This window comes from Mesorhizobium sp. M7A.F.Ca.MR.148.00.0.0 (assembly GCF_003997735.1).
GTDB lineage: Bacteria > Pseudomonadota > Alphaproteobacteria > Rhizobiales > Rhizobiaceae > Mesorhizobium.
In genome coordinates, this window is record NZ_RZTB01000095.1 from 1 (window position 1) to 23,677 (window position 23,677).

The window sequence follows — 23,677 nt, forward strand, 5'->3', positions numbered from 1 at the left end:
CGCAAAACAGCAAGATTTTCGGGCCGTGGCCGCCATTGGAGACATTGAAGACATTGAAGACATTGTCCTGCAAAGGCTCGACAGTGTAGCTTTCGATCGGCACGGCAGGAATGCCAGGCGCGCTGGCAACGACATGCTCGGCGCCGCGCGGCAAGAGCAACGCATCGCCGGGTGTCAGCTCAATCCATTCTCCGGCTGGCGAGAACAGCCAGCATCCGCGGCGGCCAATGAAGTGAAATCTTGCTGCCTTCTGGGCAGGAAACAACACGGCCCATGGCTCTGAAAGTTCGCAGCGGCCATAGTCGACGCCATCAAGCCGCAATGCGCGCAAGATGTCGGTGAGCGGACCCTCCGAGGCCGGCAAGGCAGTCTTGGGCGAGGTGAAAACCATGCGGATTTTTCTAGAGCAGTTCATCGTTTAACGGAAACGTTGAACCGCTCTATCTCTTTGTTTTGACGCAATTCCGGACGGAAAAACCGCTTCACACTTTTCCTGGAATTGCTTTAGCCTGGAATCGCCAGTCCGTCACGGCTCCATGCGTCGGCTCAGGGCAATGAACTCGGGTCAACGGGTTCCTTCGGAGCTTTCGCCAGGCGTAGGGACGGAGCATCAAACGAAAACCCGCCTGTGCGGCGGGTCACTGGCGCAAATCAGCACCATAGACAGAAATGTAGCATAGCTGAGGTCACCGAGTCAAGAAAAAATTCCTATCGCGAAAAGCTGCCGGCAAAAAAGCTGCCGGGACCGCCGAACTGCCTTTGGCAAGCTGAGTTCGAAACCCTGTGCGTCAGCTGGCCTGGCGGATATCGGCCTGTTCCTCGCCCCGGAGATGGCTGCGCGCCAAGCCGATGACGCGCTTGAAGGCGCGGCTGAAGGCGACATCGGATCATAGCCGAGACGCCAAGAACCATCACGGTTTTCGGGCCGGCGCCGTTGTGATGGCAGCGACGAAGCGGTTCAGGCTGTCCTCGACATAGGCGGCCACTTCGATGGCCGGGTCAAAGCTCCACCACAGCAACGAGCCTTGCCAATGCGAGGCCATCAGCAGGCCGATGTCGCGTGGCGGGTTGGGCGTCTTGGCAAAACAGGCTGCAAGTGTGTCGCACAGGAACGCCTTCCAGGCCGCACCCCGCGCCCTGAGCACGGGATCGCGCAGATCCTCGCGCAGGACAAGCAGGCCTTCGGCATAGGATTCGATGCCGCCATAGAATTGCGACAGCGCCACCAGCAACGCGACCGCACCAGTGGGGGTTCTGGGAACGGCGGCTGCCAGCTTTCTGGTGTTCTCGTCGAGACCGTCCCAGGCGTGCAGCAAAGTGCGCTGTTTCAGCTGCGCCTTGTTCTTGAAGCGCTGCACCAGCGTTGCACCGGAGAGACCGCAGGCCTTTGCCAGACGCTCGAAGGTGAGTGCTTCGGGACCATGCTCGTGGATTAGCCGGTGCGCGGTCTCCAGCACCTGCTCGTCGGACTGGGTTTTTGGCCGTGTCATCTTGACATCCCGATATAACCGAATGATCATTTATATATATGGCGCGAACAGCACAAGCCAGCCTTGTCTGATCGATGAGACCGTTTTTGGGAGAGTTCAATGACGCTGCAAGGGAAAGTTGCTCTGGTCGCCGGCGGGACGCGCGGCGCCGGACGGGGCATAGCGATCGAACTCGGCGCAGCCGGCGCCACCGTCTATGTCACCGGGCGCAGCACGCGCGCCCAGCAATCCGAATATGCCCGGCCCGAAACCATCGAGGAAACAGCGGAACTGGTCTCGGCGAACGGAGGCAAGGGCATCGCCGTTCAGATCGATCATCTGGTGGCCGACGATGTGCGCAAACTGGTCGAGCGCATCCGCACCGAACAAGGCCGGCTCGACATACTGGTGAATGACATCTGGGGTGGCGAGAAACTGTTCGAGTGGGACAAACCGGTCTGGGACCACAATCTGGACAATGGCCTGCGCATGCTGCGGCTCGGCATCGACACGCATCTGATCACCGCGCACCATGCGCTGCCGCTGTTGATCGAACGTCCGGGCGGGCTGCTCATCGAAGTCACAGACGGCACGGCCGAATACAATGCCGATCACTACCGGCTGTCGCCATTCTACGATCTCGCCAAGGTCGCGGTGACGCGCATGGCATGGGCGCATGCCCAGGATCTCGCCAAACACGACGCAACGTCCGTGTCGCTGACGCCCGGCTGGCTGCGTTCGGAGATGATGCTGGAAGCCTTTGGCGTGAGCGAGGGCAATTGGCGCGACGCCACCGCTGAGGTGCCGCATTTCGTCATTTCCGAGACGCCACGTTTCGTCGGCCGCGCCGTTGCGGCTTTGGCGGCGGATCCGGACCGCTCGCGCTGGAACGGACAGTCGCTGTCCAGCGGCGGGCTGGCGCAGGTCTACGGCTTTACCGACCTCGACGGCTCACAGCCCGACGCCTGGCGTTATGTTCCCGAGGTTCAGGACGCCGGCAAGCCCGCCGATGCGACGGGCTATCGATAGGTAATTGGTTCCTGCGCAATTCCGGACGGAAAACCGCTGCGCACTTTTCCTGGAATTGCGTCAGGCGGACCGCCCGTCGAAATCGAAGACCGACAGCGTCGAAGGGTCGAGATCGGCCACGCAGTTAATATTGATATAGGCGCTGCGTTCACGGCCCTCGCGGACATCCTCCGCAAAGGGATGGATGCCGCAAGCCCGGCAGAACCGGTGCGCGATGGCATGGTTGCCGAATGTGTAAGTGCCCAAATCGTCGCCCCAGGCCAGGACCCGCAAGGTCTCATGCGGGATGGCACACAGCAGGGCGCTCTTGCGCGCGCAGATCGAACAATTGCACCTGATGGCACCGGTCAGTTCGGCCTTGAATTCGAAGGCCACCTTGCCGCAGTGGCAGCTGCCTTTGTAGAGCATCGGGTTTTTCCTCGTATTCGACAGGGTGCAAAACTGCCTGCGCCGGGTTAAGTCTGGGCAAGCCATGCACTGGCCGCACCCCCTTAAGACGTTCAAGGCGTCCGGAGTCCGACACCGAAAATGCAATCCGTTCGTGATCATCTGGAAATCATTCTTGCGCGCCTCGCCGCCCGTGCCGGCGAAGAGCACGTGTTCAACAAGCTCTATGCCGAAGCCGCACGGGCCGCGGCTGATGCCAGCGATGCCCGCAAGCGGGCAAGTGTGACGCTAGGGCCGCTCGACGGCACCATCGTCTCGATCAAGGACCTGTTCGATGTCGCCGGCGAGCCGACCACGGCCGGTTCGCTGATGCGCAAGACCGCGGCGCCCGCCCAAAGCGACGCGGCAATCGTCAGCCGGCTGCGGCAGGCCGGCGCGGTCATCATAGGCAAGACCAACATGACCGAATTCGCATTCACCGCGATCGGCGACAACAGCCATTTCGGCACGCCTGGCAATGCCGTGGACGCCAGTCGCATTCCGGGCGGCTCTTCCTCGGGCGCAGGCGTTTCCGTCGGCGAGGGGACAAGCGAAATATCGATCGGTTCCGATACCGGCGGTTCGATACGCATACCGGCTTCACTCAACGGTGTCGTCGGCTTCAAGCCGACAGCGCGACGCGTGCCGCTCGCCGGCGTGTTCCCATTGTCCGCCACGCTGGACTCGATCGGGCCGCTTGCCCGAACCGTCGCCCAGTGTGCCGCCGCCGACGCCGTGATGGCCGGCGAGGTGCTGCCGACCGCGCTGGCGCCGATTGCCCTTGCAGGGCTTCGCATAGGCATTCCGCGCGGCGTCCTTTTCGAAGAGACGGAAGGCGAGGTGGCGACCGCGTTCGACCGCTGCCTTGGCAAGATCGAGCAGACAGGCGCGCGGATCGCCGACCTGTCGATCGACGATCTGCTTGCCGATTTGCGCGCGACGACCAAGCGTGGCTCGATCGCTGCGATGGAAGGGGCCGAAGTGCATGCCGACTGGCTGGCGTCAGGCGCGTCGGTGCCGGTCGACCCGCATGTCAGCGGACCTTTGTCGCGGGCGGCCATGCTGCCGACGCCTGTCTACATCAGGGCAATGCGCCGTCGCACAGCGCTCGTCGCCGCCATGGACGAGCGGCTGGCATCGGTCGATGTGCTGGCTCTGCCGACCACGCCGGTGACGGCGCCGACCATCGTCTCGATGGCTGACGGCGCCGAGCTGCGCGACCGCACCGAGGGCCTGCTGCTGCGCAACACGCAGGTCGCCAACCAGTTCGATCTCTGCGCGATCTCGCTGCCGATGCCGGGCACTCCGCTGCCGGCCGGCCTGATGCTGGTGGCGCGCAACGGGCATGACCGGCGCCTGCTGCGGATTGCCGCTGAAATAGAGCAGCTGCTTGGCGCGTGACCAGGGCTGGACTGAATATCAGTGCGACGAACAGTGCTTGCGTTCGCTGTCCTTGGCGGTCCGCACGATACGGGTCGCGACCAGCCAGGGCACGCTGTAGTCCTTGCCGGTGATGATCTGGGTGCGGTGCTCGATCGAACCCCTGACGACGATCTTGCCGGCATAAAGCGCGTCGGAAAGATCGGTTATCGCCTTGTCGGCCTGCGGCAATCCGCTTGGGTCGATAGAGACGCCCTTGATGATCGCCCCGGTGGCAAGGTCGAGTGCGCTGTTCGACGGGCACGGCGCCTTGAAGCAGCGCAGCCCGTTGTCGCAATAGACATAACTGCTCTCGGCCGCGAATGACGGCATGGCGCAGAGCGAACAAACGACGACTACCAGGGATGCGAGGCGTGGATCGGACATGACCCTCAGCGTCGCGACGAATTGGGGCGAAACCGCGATGCGTTACAGGTTCGCCGGAAACCGCCGCCGATAGTGATCGACCACTTCTGGATTGCGCAGATTGACCGGCAGCTTGTTGGCCAGCACCAGCAAGGCTTCGCCCGCCGCGCCGACGCCCATGCGCATCATCGATTCCTCGGTGATCCCGGCCATGTGCGGCGTGATGATGACATTGTCGAAGCCGAAATAGGGATGGTTCGACGGCAGCGGCTGTGTCGCAAAAACATCGAGCGCGGCACCGCCGATACGGCGTTTCTGCAACGCCTCGATCAGCGCATCGTCATCGATGACCGGTCCGCGCGACACGTTGATCAGCAGCGCATGCGGCTTCATGCGGGCGATCCGCTCACGGTTGATCAGGCCGCGCGTTTCCGGCGTCAGCGGGCAGCACAGAACGATGATGTCGCTCTGCTCGACGAGAGCGTCGATCGACAGGAAGCCGACCTTGTCCGGCGCCGGCTGCATGCTGCGCGTCGTTGCCACCACCTTCAGGTCGAAGCCGTGCGCCGCGATATGGCCGACCGCCTGGCCAACGGCACCAAGGCCAACGATGCCGATGGTCTTGCCGGCAAGCTCGATGTTGGAATTGGCGTGCTCGCGGCCGGCAAGCCAGCCTTTGGCGCGCAGGTCGCGGTCAACGACGCGGAAGTTGCGCAGCAAGGCGAGCGCCGCGAACATGACGTGCTCGGCAACCGAGCGGGCATTGACCGCCGGCACATTCGCCACCAGCACGCCGGCCGTCGCCGCTGCTTCCATCGGGATCATGTCGAGCCCGGCGCCATGACGGATTGCCGCCCGCAGCAGCTTTGCGCCGTCGAAAAGCTGTGGTGGCAGCGGCGCGCGCACGATGACGATGTCGGCATCTTTCGCCTCGGCGGCCAGCGTGGCCGGATCGATGGCGGAGGCGACGACGAGTTCTCCGGCGCCGGCCAGCATGGCCGAGGCGCGCGGGTGCAGGGCGTGGGTCGTGAGGATACGGGCCATGTCGGTCAAGCTTTTTCGAGCGCCGGGCTTTGAGGTTCCTCGCCATGGCCCTCGATCAGGCCTTTCCAGTAGCTCTCAGCCCCTTGCAAATGGGCGCTCATCAGCGCCTGGGCGAGATTGCCATCGCGGCGCAGCAGCGCCTCATAGATCTGGATATGCTCGGCATGCGAGCGCACGTTGCGCTCGGGGTCGTTGAAATAGATCGGCAGGCGCTGCTCGCCCATCATGTAGTAGACGCTGCAGACATTGTGGAAGACGCTGTTCTTGGTGGCGCGCACGATCTCGAGGTGGAATTCACGGTCTTCCCTGGCAAGCCCTTCGCCGGCGGCAATGCGCTCTTCCGAAGCTTTCAGTATCTCGCGCAGCCGCTCGAAATTCTCCTCGGTGGCGCGCGAACAGGCAAGTTCGGCCGCCTTGATCTCGTGGATCTTGCGCAGTTCGACCGTCTCGTAGATCTGGATCGGGTCGAGCGGCAGGCCCGCGCGGGCAAAGAGCGCCATGGCCTCCACGCTGGCCTGCTTGGTGTCGATGTAGATACCGGACTTGGCCCGGCGCTCGACGATGCGCATGGCCTCCAGGATGGCCAGCGCCTCGCGGATCTGGCCGCGGCTGACGGCGAAATGCTCCGCCAGTTCGCGTTCCGAAGGCGTTCGGCCGCTCTCCTTGTCCGAATGGGAGAACAGGTAGGCAGCGAGTTCCGCGAGGAGGTTCTTTTCTTTCATCGTCAACCGCGTTGCGCGTGCGCCTCCAGGAACCGCTCCGAAATGGTGAATCCCAGGCCCGGTTTTTCCGGGATCGCTATCATACCGTCCCTGGCTTCGACAGTCTCTTCGACCAGATCATGGATCATCGGGTTGGCGCCGAGCGAGTATTCGACGGTGAAACTCGACGGCGAGGCGGCGCAGACATGCAAGCCTGCGAAAAAACAGGGCGCGCCGGCCCACAGATGCGGCGCAAAGCGCAGATTGAAGGCGCTGGCGATGGTGCCGATCTTCATCGCCTCGCTGATACCGCCGCAGAAGGCGGGATCCGGCTGGAAAATGTCGGCGGCTTTCAGCACGGCGAGATCGCGGAAGGCATAGCGTGTCGCCTCGCTTTCGCCGGTGGCGATCGGGACGGCACCTGACGCCCGCACTTCAGCCATGCCGGGCTTGTCGTCGGCGATGATAGGCTCCTCGAACCAGGCGAGGTCCAGATCGTTGACGAGATGGATGAAGCGCTTGGCTTCGGCCACCGTGTAGGTGCCGTGCGCGTCGACCATCAGTTCGACATCGGGGCCGAGCGCCTGCCGTGCGGCCCGCACGCGGCCGGCCGAAATGTGCGCCGCGCCATCCATGGCGCCAACCCGCATCTTCAGCGCCTTGAAGCCGCCCTTGGCTATGTAGGATTTCAACTGCTCGCCGATGGCGTCGGCAGCCGCCCAGCCGCCGGACGCGTAAGCCGGCATGCGATCGAGCTTGCGGCCGCCCAGCAGCCGCCAGACCGGAACGCCAAGCGATTTGCCAAGAATGTCCCACAGCGCGATGTCGACGGCGCTGATGGCGGCGATGCTCATGCCGCGCCGCGCCAGTTGCGGCATGGCGTGGCCGCCGCGCGCTGCGCTGTCGTGGCGCACGCCATTGTAGAGCATCTCCCATATGACGCCGATGTCCGCCGGATCGCGACCGATCAGTTGCGGCCCGACCTCATGGTTCAGCATGTGGACGAGCGCACCGTAGCTGCCGGCACTGCCGGCGGCGTTCTTGCCTTCGCCCCAGCCGACCAGCCCGTCATCGGTCGCGATGCGCAGGATGGCGGCGTCGAAGGTCGTCACCTGACCGAAGTCGCTGCGGTGCTGCCGAGCGGCTTCGATCGGAACGCGGATCCACCAGGCTTGGACGGACTTGATACGCATATTCTTCCCCAGCCCCGCCGCCGGTCAGGGCGGAAGGGCGAATTTCCCAGAGGCAGTCGGCTACTTGATCAGCGGCAATAACGTTTCGGCGTTGATGCGCATCTGGTCGGTGTAGAACTTCTCGGTGAGCACGCTGGAGCCGTGGTCCTGGATGAACTTCAGCTGCTCGGGCGAGATGTCGACCGGATTGCGCTCGACCATGTCGGGATAGGGGGCTGCCGGCGTCCGGTCGACGGGCGCGACGAACTCGTTGGTCAGCGCGCCGTCATAGCCGATCTCGCGCAAGGTGGCGACGATCTTCGGCCAGTCGATCTGGCCGAGGCCGGCGGCAAACCGGTTGTTGTCGGCGACATGGAAGTCGAACAGGCGCTTTCCGGCCTGCCGGATCGCGTCGTAGACGTTAAATTCTTCCATGTGGATGTGGTAAGCGTCGAGGCACACGCCGCATTCGGGGCTGACCGCGTCAGCCAGCGCCAGTGCCTGGGCGCCGCGATTGAACAGATAGGTCTCGAAGCGGTTGAGGGGTTCGACAGCGATCTTGACGCCGACCTTCTTGGCGTGGGTGAAGCATTCACGGGTGGCGTCGACGACCCACTTCCATTCCTCTTCTTCGGTCCCGTCAGGCACGACCTTGCCGACGGTGGCCGGAACCAGCGTGATGATCTCGCCATCGAGTTCGCTGACCATGGTCAGCACGTCCTTGACATACTGAACGGAACGCTCGCGCTGGCCCTGGTTCCTGGCGGCAAGATTGCGCTCGCCCAGCATCAGGGTCACCGCGCCCCAGCAGCGAATACCATGCTCCTTCAGCAGCGCCCGGGTCTCCTTGGTCTTGTACTGCTCGGGCTCGCCGGAAATCTCGATCGACTCATAGCCGAATTTCTTGATGCGCTTGAGCGTCGTCTCCAAGGGTTCCGCGCGCATCCAGTTGTGCGTCGAAAGATGCATGGTCTGTCCTTCCCAAATCGTCTCTATGGTTCGCCTGCGACATGCATCGCCAAAAGGCGACACAAAGGTTCCTCCCCAAGGCGTTCCCAGCCTTTTTTTCGCAAACTGGTTCGACCAATTGGGCCTGAAGCGAGGTCTACAGCAAATTCTCCAGATCGGCAAGAAGCGCTGGGGTGCAACTTTCTCTATGGATTATTTCCTTGATTATATTGAGATATATAGGCCTGCAACAGGTGATTTTGGGGTCTTGATGGCGCATTGTGCGGCTTGACCAAATTTCCACATTTGGTAATACCAGAATGGCGGTGCGTGCAAGCACCCGTTGAGAAAGACCAAAGTGGCTGGCCCTGCTTCCAATCGGCGCTATGCTCGGTCGAGAGAGAAATGAGGGAGGATGCGATGCCAACGACAATGAAGGGCCCTGGGCTGTTTCTGGCGCAGTTCGCGGGCGACGCCGCGCCGTTCAACTCACTGGCGTCGATCACCAAATGGGCGGCCGGTCTCGGCTACAAGGGCGTGCAGATCCCGACCTGGGACGCGCGGCTGTTCGACCTCAAGAAGGCGGCTTCTTCCAAGGCCTATTGCGATGAGGTGAAGGGCATCTGCGCTGACGCCGGCGTCGAGATCACCGAACTGTCGACGCATTTGCAGGGGCAGTTGGTCGCGGTTCATCCAGCCTATGACGCGCAGATGGATGGCTTTGCGCCGCCGTCGGTGCACAACAATCCCGCAGCCCGGCAGGAGTGGGCTGTCGAGCAGATGAAGTTCGGCGCTAAAGCATCGCGCAATCTGGGCCTGAATGCTTCAGTGTCGTTTACCGGCTCGCTGGCTTTCCCTTATCTCTATCCGTTCCCGCAGCGGCCGGCTGGACTCATTGAGGAAGCGTTTGGCGAGCTCGGCAAACGCTGGAAGCCGATCCTCGACGTCTACGAGGACAACGGCGTCGACGTCGGCTATGAAATTCACCCCTCTGAGGACGTGTTCGACGGCGCCACCTTCGAGATGTTCCTCGACGCGGTCGGGGGCCACAAGCGCTGCAACATCAATTACGATCCGTCGCACTTCCTGCTGCAGCAGCTCGACTATCTAGAATTCATCGACATCTATCACGAGCGCATCAAGGCGTTTCACGTCAAGGACGCCGAGTTCAACCCGACCGGCCGGCAAGGCGTCTATTCCGGCTACCAGAGCTGGACCAACCGCGCCGGCCGCTTCCGTTCGCTGGGCGATGGACAGGTGGATTTCGGCGGCATCTTCTCCAAGCTGACGCAGTACAATTATGATTCCTGGGCGGTGCTGGAGTGGGAATGCTGCCTGAAGCATCCGGAGGATGGTGCGGCCGAAGGCGCGCCTTTCATCGAGCACCACATCATCCGGGTGACCGAAAAGGCATTCGACGACTTCGCCGCCGGCACCACCGACAAGAAGATGCTGCGCGCCATGATGGGCATCTAGCGCGGTTTCCCCTCCCCCTCGAGGGGAGAGTGGCCCGAAGGGCCGGGAGGGGTCGGTTCATGCCGAGCTCTGCCTCAACGACCCCACCCGATCCGCTGCGCGGATCGACCTCCCCTCAAGGGGGAGGTGAGCAACAGCGAGGAGCAAGATATGGTCGGCGCATCGAAGTCGGAAACGGGAGGCGGCCCGATCCGCTATGGCATGGTCGGCGGCGGGCAAGGCGCCTTCATCGGCGCGGTGCACCGGATCGCGGCGCGGTTGGACAATGATTTCGTGCTGGTTGCCGGTGCTTTGTCAGCCGACCCGGCCCGTGCCAAGGCCTCGGCCGCCGAACTGGGGCTCGACCCCGCACGCAGCTATGCATCCTATGCCGAGATGGCCAAGGCCGAGGCGAAGCGCCCCGACGGCATCGAGGCAGTGGCCATCGTCACGCCCAACAATGTCCATGTGCCGGCGGCAAAAGCTTTCCTCGAGGCCGGCATCCACGTCATCTGCGACAAGCCGCTGGCGACGACCCTGGCCGAGGCGAAAAAGCTTGCGGCGATAGTCGAGAAGACCGGCAAGGTGTTCGTGCTGACGCACAACTACACCGCCTATCCGATGATCCGGCAAGCACGCGAAATGGTCGCCAAAGGTGTTCTCGGCGACGTCCGCATCGTGCAGTCCGAATATCCGCAGGACTGGCTGACCGAGGATTTGGCCGCGACAGGCCAGAAGCAGGCGGCGTGGCGCTCCGACCCCAAGCAGGCAGGCGCCGGCGGTGCGCTGGGCGATATCGGCACGCATGCCTACAACCTCGCCCGCTTCGTCTCAGGGCTGGAACTGGACTCCCTGTCGGCCGATCTCGATGCCTTCGTGCCGGGCCGGCTACTCGATGACAACGTCAACGTCATGCTGCGCTTCAAGCCTATCGGCAAGACGCATCCGGCCAAGGGCATGATCTGGGCAAGCCAGGTGGCGCCCGGCCACGAGAACGGGCTGAAGCTGCGCATCTATGGCTCCAAGGGCGGGCTGGAATGGGTGCAGGCCGACCCGAACTATCTCTGGTACACGCCGTTCGGCCAGCCGAAGCAACTGATCACCCGCAACGGCGCCGGCGCGCTGCCGGTGGCGGGCCGTGTCAGCCGCGTGCCGTCGGGTCATCCGGAAGGCTATCTCGAAGGTTTCGCCAACATCTACCAGGAGGCCGCGCGCGCCATCCGGGCGGCACGCCGCAAGGGCGGCAAGCCAGCCAAGGACGTCGTCTTCCCGACCATCCAGGACGGCGTCGAGGGCATGGCCTTCATCGAGGCCTGCGTGAAGTCGTCGAAGAAGAATGGGGCGTGGACGAAGCTCTGAAATAGAGGCGGTCCGGGGGATCCAAGGGGAGGGGAGCGTCGATGAAAATCGGCATGTGCATGTTCTTGTGGACGACGGCGGTGTCGAAGAAACACGAGCCGTTGCTGCGCGATATCAAGGCGACCGGCTTCGATGGCGTCGAGATACCGATCTTCGCCGGCGCGCCGGACGATTATAAAAAACTCGGCGATCTGCTCGACCGCATCGGACTGGAGCGGACCTCTGTTTCGGCCATGGGCGATCCGGCGATGAATTTGATCTCGGCCGACGCGGCGACGCGCAAGGCCGGGGTCGACTACATGAAATGGGCGATCGACTGCGCGCAGGCACTTGGCGCCAGCACGCTGAGCGGCCCGCTGCATTCGACGCTCGGGTCGTTTTCCGGCTCCGGACCGACCTCTGCCGAGAAGAAGCGCTCGGTCGCCTCGCAACGCGCGATCGGCGACCATGCCGGCAACAAGGGCGTCACCATCGGCCTCGAGGCGCTCAACCGCTTCGAATGCTATCTCCTCAACACGATGGCGGATTTGTCGGAGCATATCGACGCCATCGACCGGCCGCACATCAAGGCGATGTACGACACCTTCCACGCCAATATCGAGGAGGCCGACCCGATCGGCGCCTACACGAAACACCGCAGGAATGTCGTGCATATCCATATTTCGGAGAATGATCGCGGCGTGCCGGGGCGCGGCAACATTCCCTGGACCGAAACGTTTTCCGCCATCCGCAAGAGCGGCTATGACGACTGGCTGACGATCGAGGCGTTCGGCCGTTCGCTCAAGGATTTGGCGGCGGCGACCAAGGTGTGGCGCGATTTTTCCGAGAGCCCTGAAGCGGTTTATCGGGATGGGTATAAGCATATCAGGAACGGGTGGAAGACGGCCGGCGCCTGAGACGCGAGCCGAAGGTCGGCGAAGCAAAACCGGTACCGCCTTTGCTTCGTCGACCTTCGATTCAGGATCGTGGTCTAAGCCGCCGGCAGCAGGCGGGCGGAGGCGCCCCGCGCGCGCTCGTCGTTGCCGTTTCCGACGGTCCCCATCAGTTTGCGGCGGAGATAGTTGGAGATATTGTCGAAGACAAAAACGACAATCAGGATCAACAGCACCATGTAGAAAACATTGGCCCAGTTGGTGCCGGTGCGCATGGCTTCCCATAATTTCAGACCGATGCCGCCGGCACCGACGGCGCCGATGATTGTCGCCGAGCGGGTGTTCGATTCCCAGAAATAGAGGGATTGGCTAAGGAACACTGGCAGAACCTGAGGCAGCACGCCGTAGCGTTGCACCATTGTTGGTGTGGCGCCCACCGAGCGGATGCCTTCGCGCTGCTTGTCGTCGATGTTTTCCAGCGCCTCGGAATAGAGCTTGCCCAGGGTTCCGGTATCGGTGAAGAAGATCGCCGACATGCCGGCCAGCGGCCCCGGACCAAAGCCGCGGGTGAAGAACAGCGCCCAGATCAGCATGTCGACAGACCGCAGGAAGTCGAAGAAGCGTTTTGTCGCCTGGTTGGTCAACCAGTTCGGCGTGATGTTGCGCGCAGCCAGGAAGGCGAGCGGAAAGGCGACGACCGAGGCCAACACTGTGCCGACAAAAGCCATGACGATGGTTTGCAGAAGCTTCAGCCACACGTCGCCGTGTTGCCACTCGGCATTGTAGAGGATGTTGTCCCAGGCAAGCGCTGCGTTTGACCTCGACGGATCGATGCGTTCTCCGGAGACGATCAATGAAGCGACCTCGCCAAACGATTTTCCCCAGAATGGCGAATTCGTGTCAAACACAAAATTCGCCCAACCAAAAAACCGCCTCCAGGCGATCACCTCGTCATTTTGCACTTCAGCGCGGCCCAAAAATCCGAACGAGACATAGGCTGTCGAACCTGGCTTGCGTTGCTCTATCCAGTCAGGCAGCGGTGTGCGCGGCGTGACAGACCTGTCCTTGGCAATGTCGAAGACGACGCTTTCGGCGCCGCGCGTCACCGTGACAAGATTTGGCGCAATGGCAATCTGGCCGCTGCCAAGGACGACGGTCGCCGCCACCACGGCCTTTTCACGCACCGTTTTGGGCGCGGCCGGAACTGGTTTGTCTGGCGAGGGGGCCGGATTCTCGGCCGTTGGCGCGCCAGCCGCCATGAACGAACCCTGCGACGACTTGTCGGTCGCGGTCGCCGGTGCCGGTGCGGCGTCGACCCGCCGCTCGACCTCGGCAATCTGCTTGATAACCCAGTCGGGATTTGGATTGGATCCCAGTTTGGAGAAACGAGAGTAGTCGATGGTCAGATAGCCGTCCTTGAATTCGATGTCCGGGCGGATTTCGTAAGACACCCAGTCGGCGAGATAAGCGCCGGCCAGGTTCCAGTTCGCCTTTCCGAGAACGATGCCGATCGAGAAGAACCACGAGCAGTAAAAGGTGTAGAGGATGCATAGAAGGATGCCGAACGGGGCGGCATAGCGCTTCCATAAAGGCCGCTGAAACGCATCGGGATAGCGAGCGGCGATGTCGTTGATGGCGTCGGCGTTCATTGCGTTACTCTCCGCGCCCGTATGCGAACGCCTGCCTGCCGACGAGACGTTGTCTCAGCCATGCCGAAAACTGGTCAACGGCGACAATCGTGCAGAACAGCAGAAACACGATGGCTATGGTCTTGGCCTCATGGCCCCGGCTGATCGAAAGACGCAGGGATTCGCCGATGCCGCCGGCGCCGACGGCACCGAGAATGGTCGAAGCGCGCACATTGATCTCGAAGCGGAGCAGGAAATAGCTCATGAAGTTGGGCAGAACCTGAGGCACCATGCCGAACCACACCCGTTCGACCCAGTTGGCGCCAACGGCCCGCAAGCCTTCGTCAGGCTTCATGTCGGCGTTCTCGACCACTTCGTAGAACATTTTTCCGAGCGCGCCGACGGTGTGGATGCTGACCGCGAGGATCGCTGGAATGGGCCCAAGCGAGAAGATCGCCAGAAAAAAGCCGGCAATGACGATTTCCGGAAAGGCGCGGACAATTTCGAGGAAGCGGCGCGTGGTGAAGCGGAGCCAGCGGCTGGCCGTCACGTTGCTTGCAGCCAGGAAGCAGAGCAGGAAACCGAAGGTGGAGCCGACCAGGGTCGAAAACAGCGCAATGTTCAGGGTCTCGATCATCCGGTAGAAATACTCCGGAATGTAGATGCCTTGGGTCAGGTAGACCCGGCCTTCGGGATAGTCGAATTTGAGGCTGCCATCGTCATAGGGCGACGGCAGGTCGAACAGCGCGCGCACCGGGTCGAACCAGTCGCGCGGCTTCAATTCGACGAAAAAGTCGGCGATGTGGGGAAGGCGGTCGAAGAACTTTCCGGCGTTGGTCTCATTGGCGAACCAGAGCGAGCCCGAGAGCGCAAGCAACAGGAAAACCAGGCCTCCGATCGTGTAGAGGCGCCGGCGAGCGGCGAGGTCGCGCCAGTGCCGCTCGGCCAACGCTCCTTCCGTGGAGAGCGCAGGCGCGCGGTAAATTTCGGTCGCACTCATCGATAGTTCCCCAGCCCGTGACGCGGCAACGCCGCCGGCGGCACTTTGGCCCCGGCGGCGTCGTGCCTTTTGGCTTACGAGCCGATCTTCGCCTTACGAGCGTCGATGATCGCCTGATAGAATTCCGGGGTGACCGGCGAATAGCTCTTGAAGTCGCCGCCTTGCACCGCCGCGAAACAGGCCGGGTCGGTCTGCGGAAGCTTAGTCAGGAAATCGGTGATCTTCTGCTTGGTGTCGGCGTCGAGCGAGGTGCGTATGACCAGCGGGCCGTTCGGGATCAAGGGGGACTGCCACAACTCTACGAGGTCGTCCATCTTGAGGACACCCTTGTCGACCATCTTGCGCAGATTGCCGGAGCTGTAGCCATCCTTGAAGTCGCCGACGCCGGAGGCCCAGGTGGTGCCGGCATCGAAGGTGCCCTTCAGAACTTCAAGGACAAGCTGTTCATGGCCGCCGCCGAAACCGGTCGACGCGAAATAGCTCTTCACATCCATGCCGATGTCTTTGGGCAGCGAGGTGACCGGGACCAGGTAGCCGGAAGTCGAATCGGGATCGGCGAAACCGAGTTTCTTGCCCTTCATGTCAGCGAGTGTCTTGATGCCGGAATCCGCACGGGCGACCATAACCGAATGGTAGCCGGTCGAACCGTCGGTCTGGACCGTCGTCAGGATCGGCTGAACCGCGTCCTTGTTCTCGAGGTAGACCTTGGCGTAGGCGGAAGCGCCGAGTTCGGCATAGTCGAGCGTGCCGCCGAGCAGACCCTGGATGACGCCGTCGTAGTCGGCGGCCGGGAACAGCGAAACTTTCTCGACGCCGAGGACTTGCTTGATGTGGTCGGCGAAGCACTGGTAGTTGCGCAGACGGTCGGCTTCGTTCTCGCCGCCCAGAATGCCGACGCGGAATTCCTTCAGATCCTGTGCCTGGACCGAGCCCATCGCCATGGCCATGATGGAAACGGCACCGAAAAGTATCTTTCTAAACATCTCGTCTCTCTCCTGTTGGTCCCGGCATCGCGCCGGCTGCGTTGGGATATGATGCCCTTGACGCGGGCTGGCGATCCAGGTCGCTCAGTAACCAGGAAAGGCTGGCTCAAGCGGTCCGGCGGATGCGGCGATTTTTTGCTTGATGATGACACTGGTCGAGGTGATGGCCTCGGAGATTTCGCCGCCGCTGCTGTCGGCGCCGTAGACCATGCGCACGGCCTCGCGGTTGAGCTCTTCCGGCGGGCCGTCGAAGACGACCTTGCCGGCAGCCATGCCGATGATACGGTTGCAATAGGTGCGGGCCGTGTCCAGCGTGTGCAGGTTGGTGATCACGGTGATGCCTTCGCGCAAATTGATATCCTGCAGCGAATCCATAACCACCTTGGCGTTGAGCGGATCGAGTGACGCGATCGGCTCGTCGGCGAGGATCACCTTCGGCTGCTGCATCAACGCGCGGGCAATGGCGACGCGCTGCTGCTGGCCACCCGACAAGGTGCCGGCGGCCTGCAGCGCGGTGCGGGCGATATCGAGACGCTCCAGCGCTGCTATCGCCTCGGCTCGTTCCTCGCGGGAGAAGATGCCGAGCAGGTTCGACATGGTGGAGCGGTGGTTCAGCCGGCCGAGAAGCACATTGGTCAGCACGTCGAGGCGCGGCACCAGGTTGAACTGCTGGAAGATCATGGCGCAATCGCGCTGCCAGCGCCGTAGTGGCGAACCGCGCAGCTGGGAGACCTCGGCGCCGTCAAAAAAAATCGACCCCTGGCTGGGATCGATGAGACGGTTGATCATGCGAAGAAGGGTCGATTTGCCGGCGCCCGAACGGCCGATGACGCCAACCATCTGACCATGCGGGATCGCGATGTTGATGTCGCTGACGGCAGTGTTCTTGCCAAATCGTCGGGTGACACCGCGGATTTCGAGCGTGGCGGAATTTGCTGGCATGGGGCAGGTTCCAGTCCGGACCATTGATCGTCAGGCTCTCGCCTAACGCAGCCACATGAACCTGCCATGTCGCGGTGATGTCAGTTTTGTTACGCTCCACAGGCTGGAGTCTAGGGTCGACCCTGGGTCAGCAGTCGAAGGTCATGTGGAACGCGGGCCTGGCGGGCTGGTGCCGGTGGCAAAACCGCGTCAGGTGATGCGCACATACTCGTCCGTCGCGCGTTGGCAACGGCGAGGCCGTCCTTCAGGCGTTCCAGACAAGGGCCATGGCGTCGATGCTGGTGTCGAGAGGCACGTCATGCGGATAGCAGGGGCCGGGGCGGTTTGTGACAATGCCCCGCTGCCCCGCGTCAGTGACCGTTCCTGGACGTCGCTATCCGCCATATTTCTCTAGGAACGTCTCGGCCTCAAGCTCCCGGAAATCATCCAACGCGGCGCGCAGCCTTGCATGGTCCCAGTCCCACCAGGCGAGCGCCTGGTAACGTTCGGCCGTGCGGCGATCGAAGCGCTCGCGGATCGGTTTGGCCGGCACGCCGCCGACAATGGTATAGGGCGCGACATCTTTCGAGACCACCGCACCCGCGCCGACCGCGGCGCCATCGCCGACGGTGACGCCGGGCAGGATAGTCGAGCCGTGACCGAGCCAGGTGTCGTGGCCGATGGTGACGCGTTTGGCGCGGCGCTGGGCGAAGAATTCTGTCTCGTGCTCGGCATCGTCCCAGTAGTCCGAGGCGCGATAGGTGAAGTGATGCAGCGTCGGCCGCCAGGTCGGGTGGTTGGTGGCGTTGATGCGAACGCTGGCCGCGATGTTGGCGAACTTGCCGATCGTCGCGCACCAGACGGAGCAGTCCTGCATCATGTAGGAATAGTCGCCAAGTTCGCTTTCCGAGACCCGGCTGCGGTCGGCGATCTCGGTCCAGCGGCCGAGCGTCGAATTCTGTACATCCGCCGTCGGGTGGACCAGCGGCGTCTCGGACAATTTCCTGCTCATGCGGCGATTTTTCCGGACGCGAACGCGGTGACGTCGATGATGCGGTCGGCAACCGCCTCGCGCACGTCGTGGTCATGGAAGATGCCGAGCAGGGCGACATCAGCCGCCTTCTTGGCGGCGATGAGTTCGATCACGACATCGCGGTTGCTGGCGTCGAGCGAAGCGGTCGGTTCGTCGAGCAGCAGGATCGGATGCTCGGTGATGAAGCCGCGCGCGATGTTGACGCGCTGCTGCTCGCCGCCGGAAAAGGTCGCAGGCGGCAAAGCCCAGAGTTTCTCCGGCAGGTTGAGCTGTGCCAGCAAGGCGCGCGCCTTGCCGCGGGCAATCTCGCGATCCTCGCCGCGCTCGACCAGCGGTTCGGCGACGACATCGAGCGCCGAAACGCGCGGCACGGTGCGCAGGAACTGGCTGACATAGCCGATCGTTTGCCGGCGCACCGCAAGCACGGTGCGAGGGCTGGCGGTGGCCAGGTCGATCAGCCCGTCATCATGCGTGACGATGATCTGGCCTTCGTCGACGGCGTAGTTGCCGTAGAGCATCTTCAGGATCGAGCTCTTGCCGGCACCGGACGGGCCGCCGAGCACGGTGCATTCGCCGGCCCTGATCGAGAACGAGACACCGGCGACAACAGGCAGTTTGATGCCGTCGCGCAGATGCATGGTGAAGCTCTTGGCAACACCGGAAACAACGAGCGGGGTTGCCATCAGAAGGTTCTCCAATCGTCAGTCGTTTGCGTCATCGTCAAACCTGCAGAATCGAGGAAACAAGCAATTGCGTGTAAGGCGCGCGCGGGTCGTCGAGCACGCGGTCGGTGAGACCGCTTTCGACGACGCGGCCGTCCTTCATCACCATCATGCGCTGCGACAAAAGCCGCGCCACGGCAAGGTCATGGGTGACGACGATGGCCGCCAGACCAAGATCGGTGACCAGACCGCGCAGCAGGTCGAGCAGGCGCGCCTGGACCGAGACGTCGAGGCCGCCGGTTGGCTCGTCCATGAACACCAGACGCGGGCCGGTGACGAGGTTGCGGGCAATCTGCAGGCGCTGGCGCATGCCGCCGGAAAAGGCGCGCGGCTCGTCGTCGATGCGGTCCTCGTCGATCTCGACGCGCGATAGCCAGTCGACGGCGGTGGCGCGGATCTTGCCGTAGTGGCGGTCGCCGACCGCCATCAGCCGCTCGCCGACATTGGCGCCGGCCGACACCGTCATGCGCAGGCCGTCGGCCGGGTTCTGGTGGACAAACCCCCAGTCGGTGCGCATCAGGAAGCGGCGCTCGGCCTCACTCATGCGGTAGAGCTCGCGGAACTGGCCGTCGCGCATGCGGTAGCTGGCGCTGCCGGAGGAGGGCAGCAGCCGCGTCGACAGGCAGTTGAGCAATGTCGTCTTGCCGGAGCCGGACTCGCCGACCACAGCCAGGACTTCGCCCGGCCACAGGTCGAAGGAGACGTTGTCGCAGCCGACGCGCGAGCCGTAGAATTTGGAGAGCGCCGAGACGCGCAGCAGCGGTTCGTCGGTCATTGCGCCGGCTCCATTTTTTCCGAGGCAAGATGGTTTTCTGAAGCAAGGTGGCCGTGATGGCCGTCCGCCCGCCGCTTCTCGCAATGATCGGTGTCGGAGCAGACGAACATGTGGCCTCCATGGTCGTCGAGGATGACCTCGTCGAGATAGACATTCTCGGCCGCGCACAGCGCGCAGGGCTGGTCGAAGGTCTGCACCTCGAACGGATGATCCTCGAAGTCGAGGCTGACCACTTCGGTGAAGGGCGGCACCGCATAGATGCGCTTTTCGCGCCCGGCGCCGAACAGCTGCAGCGCCGGCGAGCGGTGCATCTTGGGATTGTCGAATTTCGGCGTCGGCGACGGGTCCATCACATAGCGGCCCTCGACCTTGACCGGATAGGCATAGGTGGTGGCGATGCGGCCGTGTTTGGCGATGTCCTCGTAAAGTTTCACATGCATGAGGCCGTATTCTTCCAGCGCATGCATTTTCCGCGTTTCGGTCTCGCGTGGCTCGAGGAAGCGCAAGGGTTCCGGGATCGGCACCTGGTAGACCAGCACCTGGCCCGCCGTCAGCGGATGCTCGGGAATGCGGTGACGGGTCTGGATGATGGTGGCGCTGGCGGTGTCAGTCGTCACCGCGACGTTGGCGACCTTCTTGAAGAAGGCGCGGATCGAGACAGCATTGGTGGTGTCGTCAGCGCCTTGGTCGATGACCTTCAGCACGTCATCCGGGCCGATGATCGAAGCTGTGACCTGCACACCGCCTGTGCCCCAGCCATAGGGCATCGGCATTTCGCGCGAGGCGAACGGCACCTGATAGCCGGGAATAGCTATGCCCTTGAGGATCGCCCGGCGGATCATCCTCTTGGTCTGTTCGTCGAGATAGGCGAAGTTGTAGGTGGCGATGTCGGTCATGGCGATCACATCCACATTGTGCTATCGAATTGGCGTCCAGGACGCGGAAACAGGGGCGAAATCGGATGACCCAGACCGCTTGGCTGCATATCGGAATTCTGCTGCTGGCGTTCGTCGGCGTGATCGCCTTTATCCTCCGAAGAATGGTTTTTCCCGGAGCCAGGGAAGGCGCGCATGGCGGGAGCATTGGCATCGGCGGCGGCCACAGTGGCGGGCATGGCGACCATTCGCACGACAGCGGTGGCGGTGACGGCGGATCGGGCGACTAGGCTCATTCTGCCGCCTCCTTCTTGTCTTTCAGCATGTCGGCATTTTCGCGGGCGTCGTACTCGGCGCGCATGCGGCGCACGAGGTCGAGTTCGGCCTGGAAATCGACATAGTGCGGCAGCTTCAGATGCTCGACGAAGCCGGTCGCCTGGACATTGTCGGAATGCGAGATGACGAACTCCTCGTCCTGGGCCGCGGCGACGACATCCTCGCCGAGCTCCTTCGCGCGCAGCGCCCGGTCGCAGAGCGCCATGGCCATCGCCTTACGCTCGCTCTGGCCGAAGACCAGGCCGTAGCCGCGGGTGAACTGCGGCGGCGCCTTGGCCGAACCCTTGAACTGGTTGACCATCTGGCATTCGGTGACGCGGACAGTGCCGAGCGGCACGGCAAAGGATAGCTCAGGGACATCAAGCTCGAGCTCGACCTCGCCGATGCGGATCTCGCCGACGAAGGGATGGTTGCGGGCATAGCCGCGCTGGGTGGAATAGCCGAGCGCCAGCAGGAAACCTTCGTCGCCGCGTGACAGCGCCTGCAGGCGGATGTCGCGCGCCATCGGGAATTCCAGGGGCTCGCGGGTGATGTCGCCGGGGACATGGTCCTGCGGCATCTCGCCATCCGGCTCGATCAGGCCTTCGCGGGCGAGGATCGCCGAGACGCGCGGCATGGCTTGCGCTTCCGTCTCGCGCAGCAAGGGCTGGGCGACGTCAGCGCCGGCGGCAAGCTCGGGATCGAGCAGCCGGTGGGTGTAGTCGAATGTGGGCCCGAGCAACTGGCCGCCGGGCAGGTCCTTGTAGGTTGCCGACACGCGCCGCTCGACCAGCATGTCGGCGGTGTCGATGGGCCTGGAGTAGCCGAAGCGCGGCAGCGTGGTGCGGTAGGCGCGCACCAGGAAGATCGCTTCGATCAAGTCGCCGCGCGCCTGGACGATGGCAAGGGCGGCCAACTCCCGATCGTAGAGCGAGCCTTCGCTCATCACCCGGTCGACCCCGAGCGCCAGTTGCTCGACGATCTGATCAAGGCGAAGGGCCGGCACCGAACGGTCGCCGCGCCGGCGGTCGGCCAGCAGGCTGTGGGCGTTGGCGATTGCGGCTTCGCCGCCTTTTACCGCGACATACATCTTACACCTCCATCGTCTTGATGCGCGTCGTGCGCGGCAGGCAGGCAATGCCGCCTGATGTGACGAGTATGATGTCGACGCCACGCGGAAAGCGCTTGATGTTCTGTTTCCACTGCTCGACGAAATGGCGCGGCATCTGTGCCGGCGCGATCGTGGCGCTGGTTTCGATGCCGGGACCTTCGAGCAACAGCGGCGTGCCTGAGACGAGATCGCCGACTTGCAGGATCAGCGTGGTCGAACGGTCGGGATAGTCCTGCGTGCCCTGCGAAAAACCATCAAGCGACATCATCTCGGCCGGGGCCGCGATGAAGGCGAAATGCGCATCGGCCGGTGTGTTGGCCACGGGCGCGCCAGTGTGGAACCCAAGCCAGGATCTGATCGCGGCGGAAGCTTGCAGGGCCTGGTCGAGCCAGAGCGGGGTGTCGTTATCGCACAGCGCCAGTGCGATGGCGCCGGCGGTCGCCGAGAGCGGCGCCGGCGGGCGGGCGAAGGCCGGCAGTGGCTGCACGCTGCCCGGCCGAGCCATTGCGTCCATGACGGCGCGGAACACGGTCTGGGCGTCGAAGACCGGATCGGCGAAACCGCCCTCGATCGATTGCGCTGCAATGTCCATCAGTCTTCTCCGCGAACCATGGTGAAGAAATCCACCTTCGTTGCCGCCGTCTCGGCGCGGCGTTTTTCATGCGCTGCGGTCAGAGCCGACCGCAGGGGCGCTATCAGCCCGGTCTCGACCTCATTGCGGCGGGCAGGGTCCTGCCACAGCGCGTCGGCGATGGCCGCCAGCCTCGCTTTCTGCTTGTCGCGGCCAAGCGCATAGCAATGGCCGACCTGTCCGGTGGGCAGCCGGACCGTGGCGCGGGTGACGGTCGCCTCACCGATATTGAAGGGCGCGCCGCCGCCGCCGATGCGGCCGCGCAGGGTGACAAGGCCGGTTTCGGGGCCGCGCAGCAACTCGGCGTCCGAAGGCAGTCCGGCCTCATTCCAGAGCCGTACGATGTCATCGCCGCTGGATTGCGCAAGGGTTGCCATGGCGGCCTTGCGCTCGGCCTGGTCGCGGGCTTCCTGTCCTCGCATAAGCTATCGTCCTCGTGGCTAAATTTGTCTATTGATATAGACAACTATACAAATTATACCTATTATCTAGCGCGTGTCCATGACGGGTGGATGACAGCGATAGAAGACTGGGCGCTGGAAGGTGGGGGGCAATGAAGGTCGGGCAGCTGTCAGCGGACCGCATCGAGCGGCGCAGTGGCGTTTCGCTGTGGCGGCAGATCGCCGACAAGATCCTGCATGCGATCGCCATCGGCGATTTCACGGAGAATGCAGCGCTGCCGCCGGAGGTGGCGCTGGCAGAACGCTATGGCGTCAACCGTCACACGGTGCGCAACGCCATATCAGCCCTTATAAGGGAAGGCGTGCTGCGGGCCGAGCAGGGGCGCGGCACCTTCGTGCTGTCGCGCAAGCGGCTGTCCTATCCGATCGGGGCGCGCACACGTTTTTCGACAGGGCTGCAAGGGCAAACGACGGAACGGCACATCGTCCTGCTCGCCTCGTCGGTCGAGCCGGCCAGTCAGCGCGTCGCCGAGGGACTGGGTCTTCCCAAGGGAGCCGACGTGATCCGGCTGGAAACGCGCGGCGAAGCCGACGGACGGCCGGTGTCGCGCGCGGCCGGCTGGTTCGAGGCCCGGCGCTTTGCCGGCATCGATGCCGCGATGGCGGAAACAGGGTCGATCACCGCCTCGCTGGCGCGGTTCGGCATAGACGACTATCTCAGGCAATCGACCGTGCTGTCGGCGCGCCATGCCGATGCGGCGGACCTTGCCGACCTCGACCTGCAGCCGGGCGCCATCGTACTGGTCACGGTCGCCGTCAACGTCACGCCGGACGGCCAGCCGATCCAGTTTTCCGAGTCGCGCTTCCCGGCCGAACGAGTGGAGTTGAAGCTGTCGGCACTGTAGGGAGTGGACAGCTCGGTCGCGCTTATTTTTCAGCGACTTGGCGTTTGAGGACCGCCTTCCCCCACTCCGTCTCGGCTTCGCCGAGCCACCTCTCCCCCCTCCGGAGGGAGAGGAAGG

Annotated in this window: 26 protein-coding genes; 7 read left to right on the forward strand and 19 right to left on the reverse strand. The window is 63.3% G+C overall.

Features of this window, described 5'->3' with window-relative positions:
* A partial coding sequence (locus EOB49_RS25680) for a cupin domain-containing protein (RefSeq protein WP_164781808.1) occupies positions 1-391 on the reverse strand: 391 nt, incomplete at its 3' end.
* A 520-nt stretch (positions 392-911) separates the two neighbouring features.
* On the reverse strand, positions 912-1,490 hold the full coding sequence (locus tag EOB49_RS25685) for a TetR/AcrR family transcriptional regulator (RefSeq protein ID WP_245469859.1): 579 nt from the start codon (positions 1,488-1,490) through the stop codon (positions 912-914).
* A gap of 99 nt (positions 1,491-1,589) precedes the next feature.
* Between EOB49_RS25685 and EOB49_RS25690 the strand changes: the two genes are divergently transcribed.
* Positions 1,590-2,498, forward strand: coding sequence for an SDR family oxidoreductase (locus tag EOB49_RS25690; RefSeq protein WP_127382622.1), 909 nt, complete (start codon positions 1,590-1,592; stop codon positions 2,496-2,498).
* Between the two features lie 60 nt (positions 2,499-2,558).
* Here the strand turns inward: EOB49_RS25690 and EOB49_RS25695 are convergent, their stop codons facing one another.
* Positions 2,559-2,906, reverse strand: coding sequence for a GFA family protein (locus tag EOB49_RS25695; RefSeq protein WP_127382623.1), 348 nt, complete (start codon positions 2,904-2,906; stop codon positions 2,559-2,561).
* 120 nt (positions 2,907-3,026) lie between these two features.
* Between EOB49_RS25695 and EOB49_RS25700 the strand changes: the two genes are divergently transcribed.
* Entirely contained in the window at positions 3,027-4,325 is a 1,299-nt protein-coding gene (locus tag EOB49_RS25700; protein ID WP_127382624.1) for an amidase, read from the forward strand.
* An 18-nt stretch (positions 4,326-4,343) separates the two neighbouring features.
* Here the strand turns inward: EOB49_RS25700 and EOB49_RS25705 are convergent, their stop codons facing one another.
* The 5 genes from EOB49_RS25705 to EOB49_RS25725 form a co-directional block, all read right to left on the reverse strand.
* On the reverse strand, positions 4,344-4,676 hold the full coding sequence (locus EOB49_RS25705) for a hypothetical protein (protein WP_245472840.1): 333 nt from the start codon (positions 4,674-4,676) through the stop codon (positions 4,344-4,346).
* A 96-nt stretch (positions 4,677-4,772) separates the two neighbouring features.
* Entirely contained in the window at positions 4,773-5,753 is a 981-nt protein-coding gene (locus EOB49_RS25710) for a hydroxyacid dehydrogenase (protein ID WP_127382633.1), read from the reverse strand.
* A 5-nt stretch (positions 5,754-5,758) separates the two neighbouring features.
* Positions 5,759-6,475 carry a FadR/GntR family transcriptional regulator gene (locus EOB49_RS25715; RefSeq protein ID WP_013529506.1) on the reverse strand — a complete coding sequence of 239 codons (717 nt, stop codon included), beginning with the start codon at positions 6,473-6,475 and terminating at the stop codon, positions 5,759-5,761.
* Positions 6,476-6,477: 2 nt separating this feature from the next.
* Entirely contained in the window at positions 6,478-7,647 is a 1,170-nt protein-coding gene (locus EOB49_RS25720; RefSeq protein WP_127328201.1) for a mandelate racemase/muconate lactonizing enzyme family protein, read from the reverse strand.
* Between the two features lie 60 nt (positions 7,648-7,707).
* The gene (locus tag EOB49_RS25725) at positions 7,708-8,595 is read right to left on the reverse strand and encodes a sugar phosphate isomerase/epimerase (protein ID WP_023812461.1); all 888 of its coding nucleotides are present in this window, start codon (positions 8,593-8,595) and stop codon (positions 7,708-7,710) included.
* Positions 8,596-8,994: 399 nt separating this feature from the next.
* Here EOB49_RS25725 and EOB49_RS25730 point away from each other — a divergent pair, with 399 nt between their 5' ends.
* The 3 genes from EOB49_RS25730 (at position 8,995) to EOB49_RS25740 (ending at position 12,284) form a co-directional block, all read left to right on the forward strand.
* On the forward strand, positions 8,995-10,050 hold the full coding sequence (locus EOB49_RS25730) for a sugar phosphate isomerase/epimerase (protein ID WP_127318760.1): 1,056 nt from the start codon (positions 8,995-8,997) through the stop codon (positions 10,048-10,050).
* A 150-nt stretch (positions 10,051-10,200) separates the two neighbouring features.
* Entirely contained in the window at positions 10,201-11,388 is a 1,188-nt protein-coding gene (locus EOB49_RS25735; RefSeq protein WP_127318758.1) for a Gfo/Idh/MocA family oxidoreductase, read from the forward strand.
* Positions 11,389-11,429: 41 nt separating this feature from the next.
* Positions 11,430-12,284: a sugar phosphate isomerase/epimerase gene (locus tag EOB49_RS25740; RefSeq protein ID WP_127382626.1), complete on the forward strand. Its 855-nt coding sequence runs from the start codon at positions 11,430-11,432 to the stop codon at positions 12,282-12,284.
* 74 nt (positions 12,285-12,358) lie between these two features.
* On the opposite strand, the gene phnE (EOB49_RS25745) is transcribed toward EOB49_RS25740, so the two are convergent.
* The 8 genes from phnE (EOB49_RS25745) to EOB49_RS25780 form a co-directional block, all read right to left on the reverse strand.
* On the reverse strand, positions 12,359-13,909 hold the full coding sequence (phnE, locus tag EOB49_RS25745; protein WP_127272207.1) for a phosphonate ABC transporter, permease protein PhnE: 1,551 nt from the start codon (positions 13,907-13,909) through the stop codon (positions 12,359-12,361).
* A gap of 4 nt (positions 13,910-13,913) precedes the next feature.
* Complete coding sequence (gene phnE / locus EOB49_RS25750; protein ID WP_127271835.1) at positions 13,914-14,888, reverse strand: phosphonate ABC transporter, permease protein PhnE; 975 nt, start codon at positions 14,886-14,888, stop codon at positions 13,914-13,916.
* A 74-nt stretch (positions 14,889-14,962) separates the two neighbouring features.
* The gene (gene phnD / locus EOB49_RS25755) at positions 14,963-15,871 is read right to left on the reverse strand and encodes a phosphonate ABC transporter substrate-binding protein (protein WP_127321054.1); all 909 of its coding nucleotides are present in this window, start codon (positions 15,869-15,871) and stop codon (positions 14,963-14,965) included.
* An 84-nt stretch (positions 15,872-15,955) separates the two neighbouring features.
* Positions 15,956-16,813, reverse strand: coding sequence for a phosphonate ABC transporter ATP-binding protein (gene phnC, locus EOB49_RS25760; RefSeq protein ID WP_127382627.1), 858 nt, complete (start codon positions 16,811-16,813; stop codon positions 15,956-15,958).
* A gap of 373 nt (positions 16,814-17,186) precedes the next feature.
* Positions 17,187-17,804 (reverse strand): DapH/DapD/GlmU-related protein, encoded by a 618-nt coding sequence (locus tag EOB49_RS25765; protein ID WP_127328208.1) that lies wholly within the window; start codon positions 17,802-17,804, stop codon positions 17,187-17,189.
* Positions 17,801-18,508, reverse strand: coding sequence for a phosphonate C-P lyase system protein PhnL (gene phnL / locus EOB49_RS25770; protein WP_127382628.1), 708 nt, complete (start codon positions 18,506-18,508; stop codon positions 17,801-17,803). Before phnL ends, EOB49_RS25765 begins: the two co-directional genes overlap by 4 nt.
* A 37-nt stretch (positions 18,509-18,545) precedes the next feature.
* Entirely contained in the window at positions 18,546-19,322 is a 777-nt protein-coding gene (phnK, locus tag EOB49_RS25775) for a phosphonate C-P lyase system protein PhnK (RefSeq protein ID WP_127267988.1), read from the reverse strand.
* A complete protein-coding gene (locus EOB49_RS25780; protein ID WP_127267989.1) occupies positions 19,319-20,218 on the reverse strand; it encodes an alpha-D-ribose 1-methylphosphonate 5-phosphate C-P-lyase PhnJ in 900 nt (299 codons plus the stop codon). The genes phnK and EOB49_RS25780 overlap by 4 nt, the downstream gene beginning before the upstream one ends.
* A gap of 65 nt (positions 20,219-20,283) precedes the next feature.
* Here EOB49_RS25780 and EOB49_RS25785 point away from each other — a divergent pair, with 65 nt between their 5' ends.
* Positions 20,284-20,487 (forward strand): hypothetical protein, encoded by a 204-nt coding sequence (locus tag EOB49_RS25785; RefSeq protein ID WP_127382629.1) that lies wholly within the window; start codon positions 20,284-20,286, stop codon positions 20,485-20,487.
* A 2-nt stretch (positions 20,488-20,489) separates the two neighbouring features.
* On the opposite strand, the gene EOB49_RS25790 is transcribed toward EOB49_RS25785, so the two are convergent.
* Genes EOB49_RS25790 through phnG form a run of 3 tightly spaced genes read right to left on the reverse strand, consistent with a single transcriptional unit; the run spans position 20,490 to position 22,676 of the window.
* Positions 20,490-21,602 carry a carbon-phosphorus lyase complex subunit PhnI gene (locus EOB49_RS25790; protein ID WP_127382630.1) on the reverse strand — a complete coding sequence of 371 codons (1,113 nt, stop codon included), beginning with the start codon at positions 21,600-21,602 and terminating at the stop codon, positions 20,490-20,492.
* A gap of 1 nt (position 21,603) precedes the next feature.
* Complete coding sequence (gene phnH, locus EOB49_RS25795) at positions 21,604-22,215, reverse strand: phosphonate C-P lyase system protein PhnH (protein ID WP_127382631.1); 612 nt, start codon at positions 22,213-22,215, stop codon at positions 21,604-21,606.
* Positions 22,215-22,676: a phosphonate C-P lyase system protein PhnG gene (gene phnG / locus EOB49_RS25800; protein ID WP_127323228.1), complete on the reverse strand. Its 462-nt coding sequence runs from the start codon at positions 22,674-22,676 to the stop codon at positions 22,215-22,217. Before phnG ends, phnH begins: the two co-directional genes overlap by 1 nt.
* Before the next feature lie 131 nt (positions 22,677-22,807).
* Between phnG and phnF the strand changes: the two genes are divergently transcribed.
* Complete coding sequence (phnF, locus tag EOB49_RS25805) at positions 22,808-23,560, forward strand: phosphonate metabolism transcriptional regulator PhnF (protein ID WP_127382632.1); 753 nt, start codon at positions 22,808-22,810, stop codon at positions 23,558-23,560.
* The last annotated feature ends 117 nt before the right edge of the window (positions 23,561-23,677 follow it).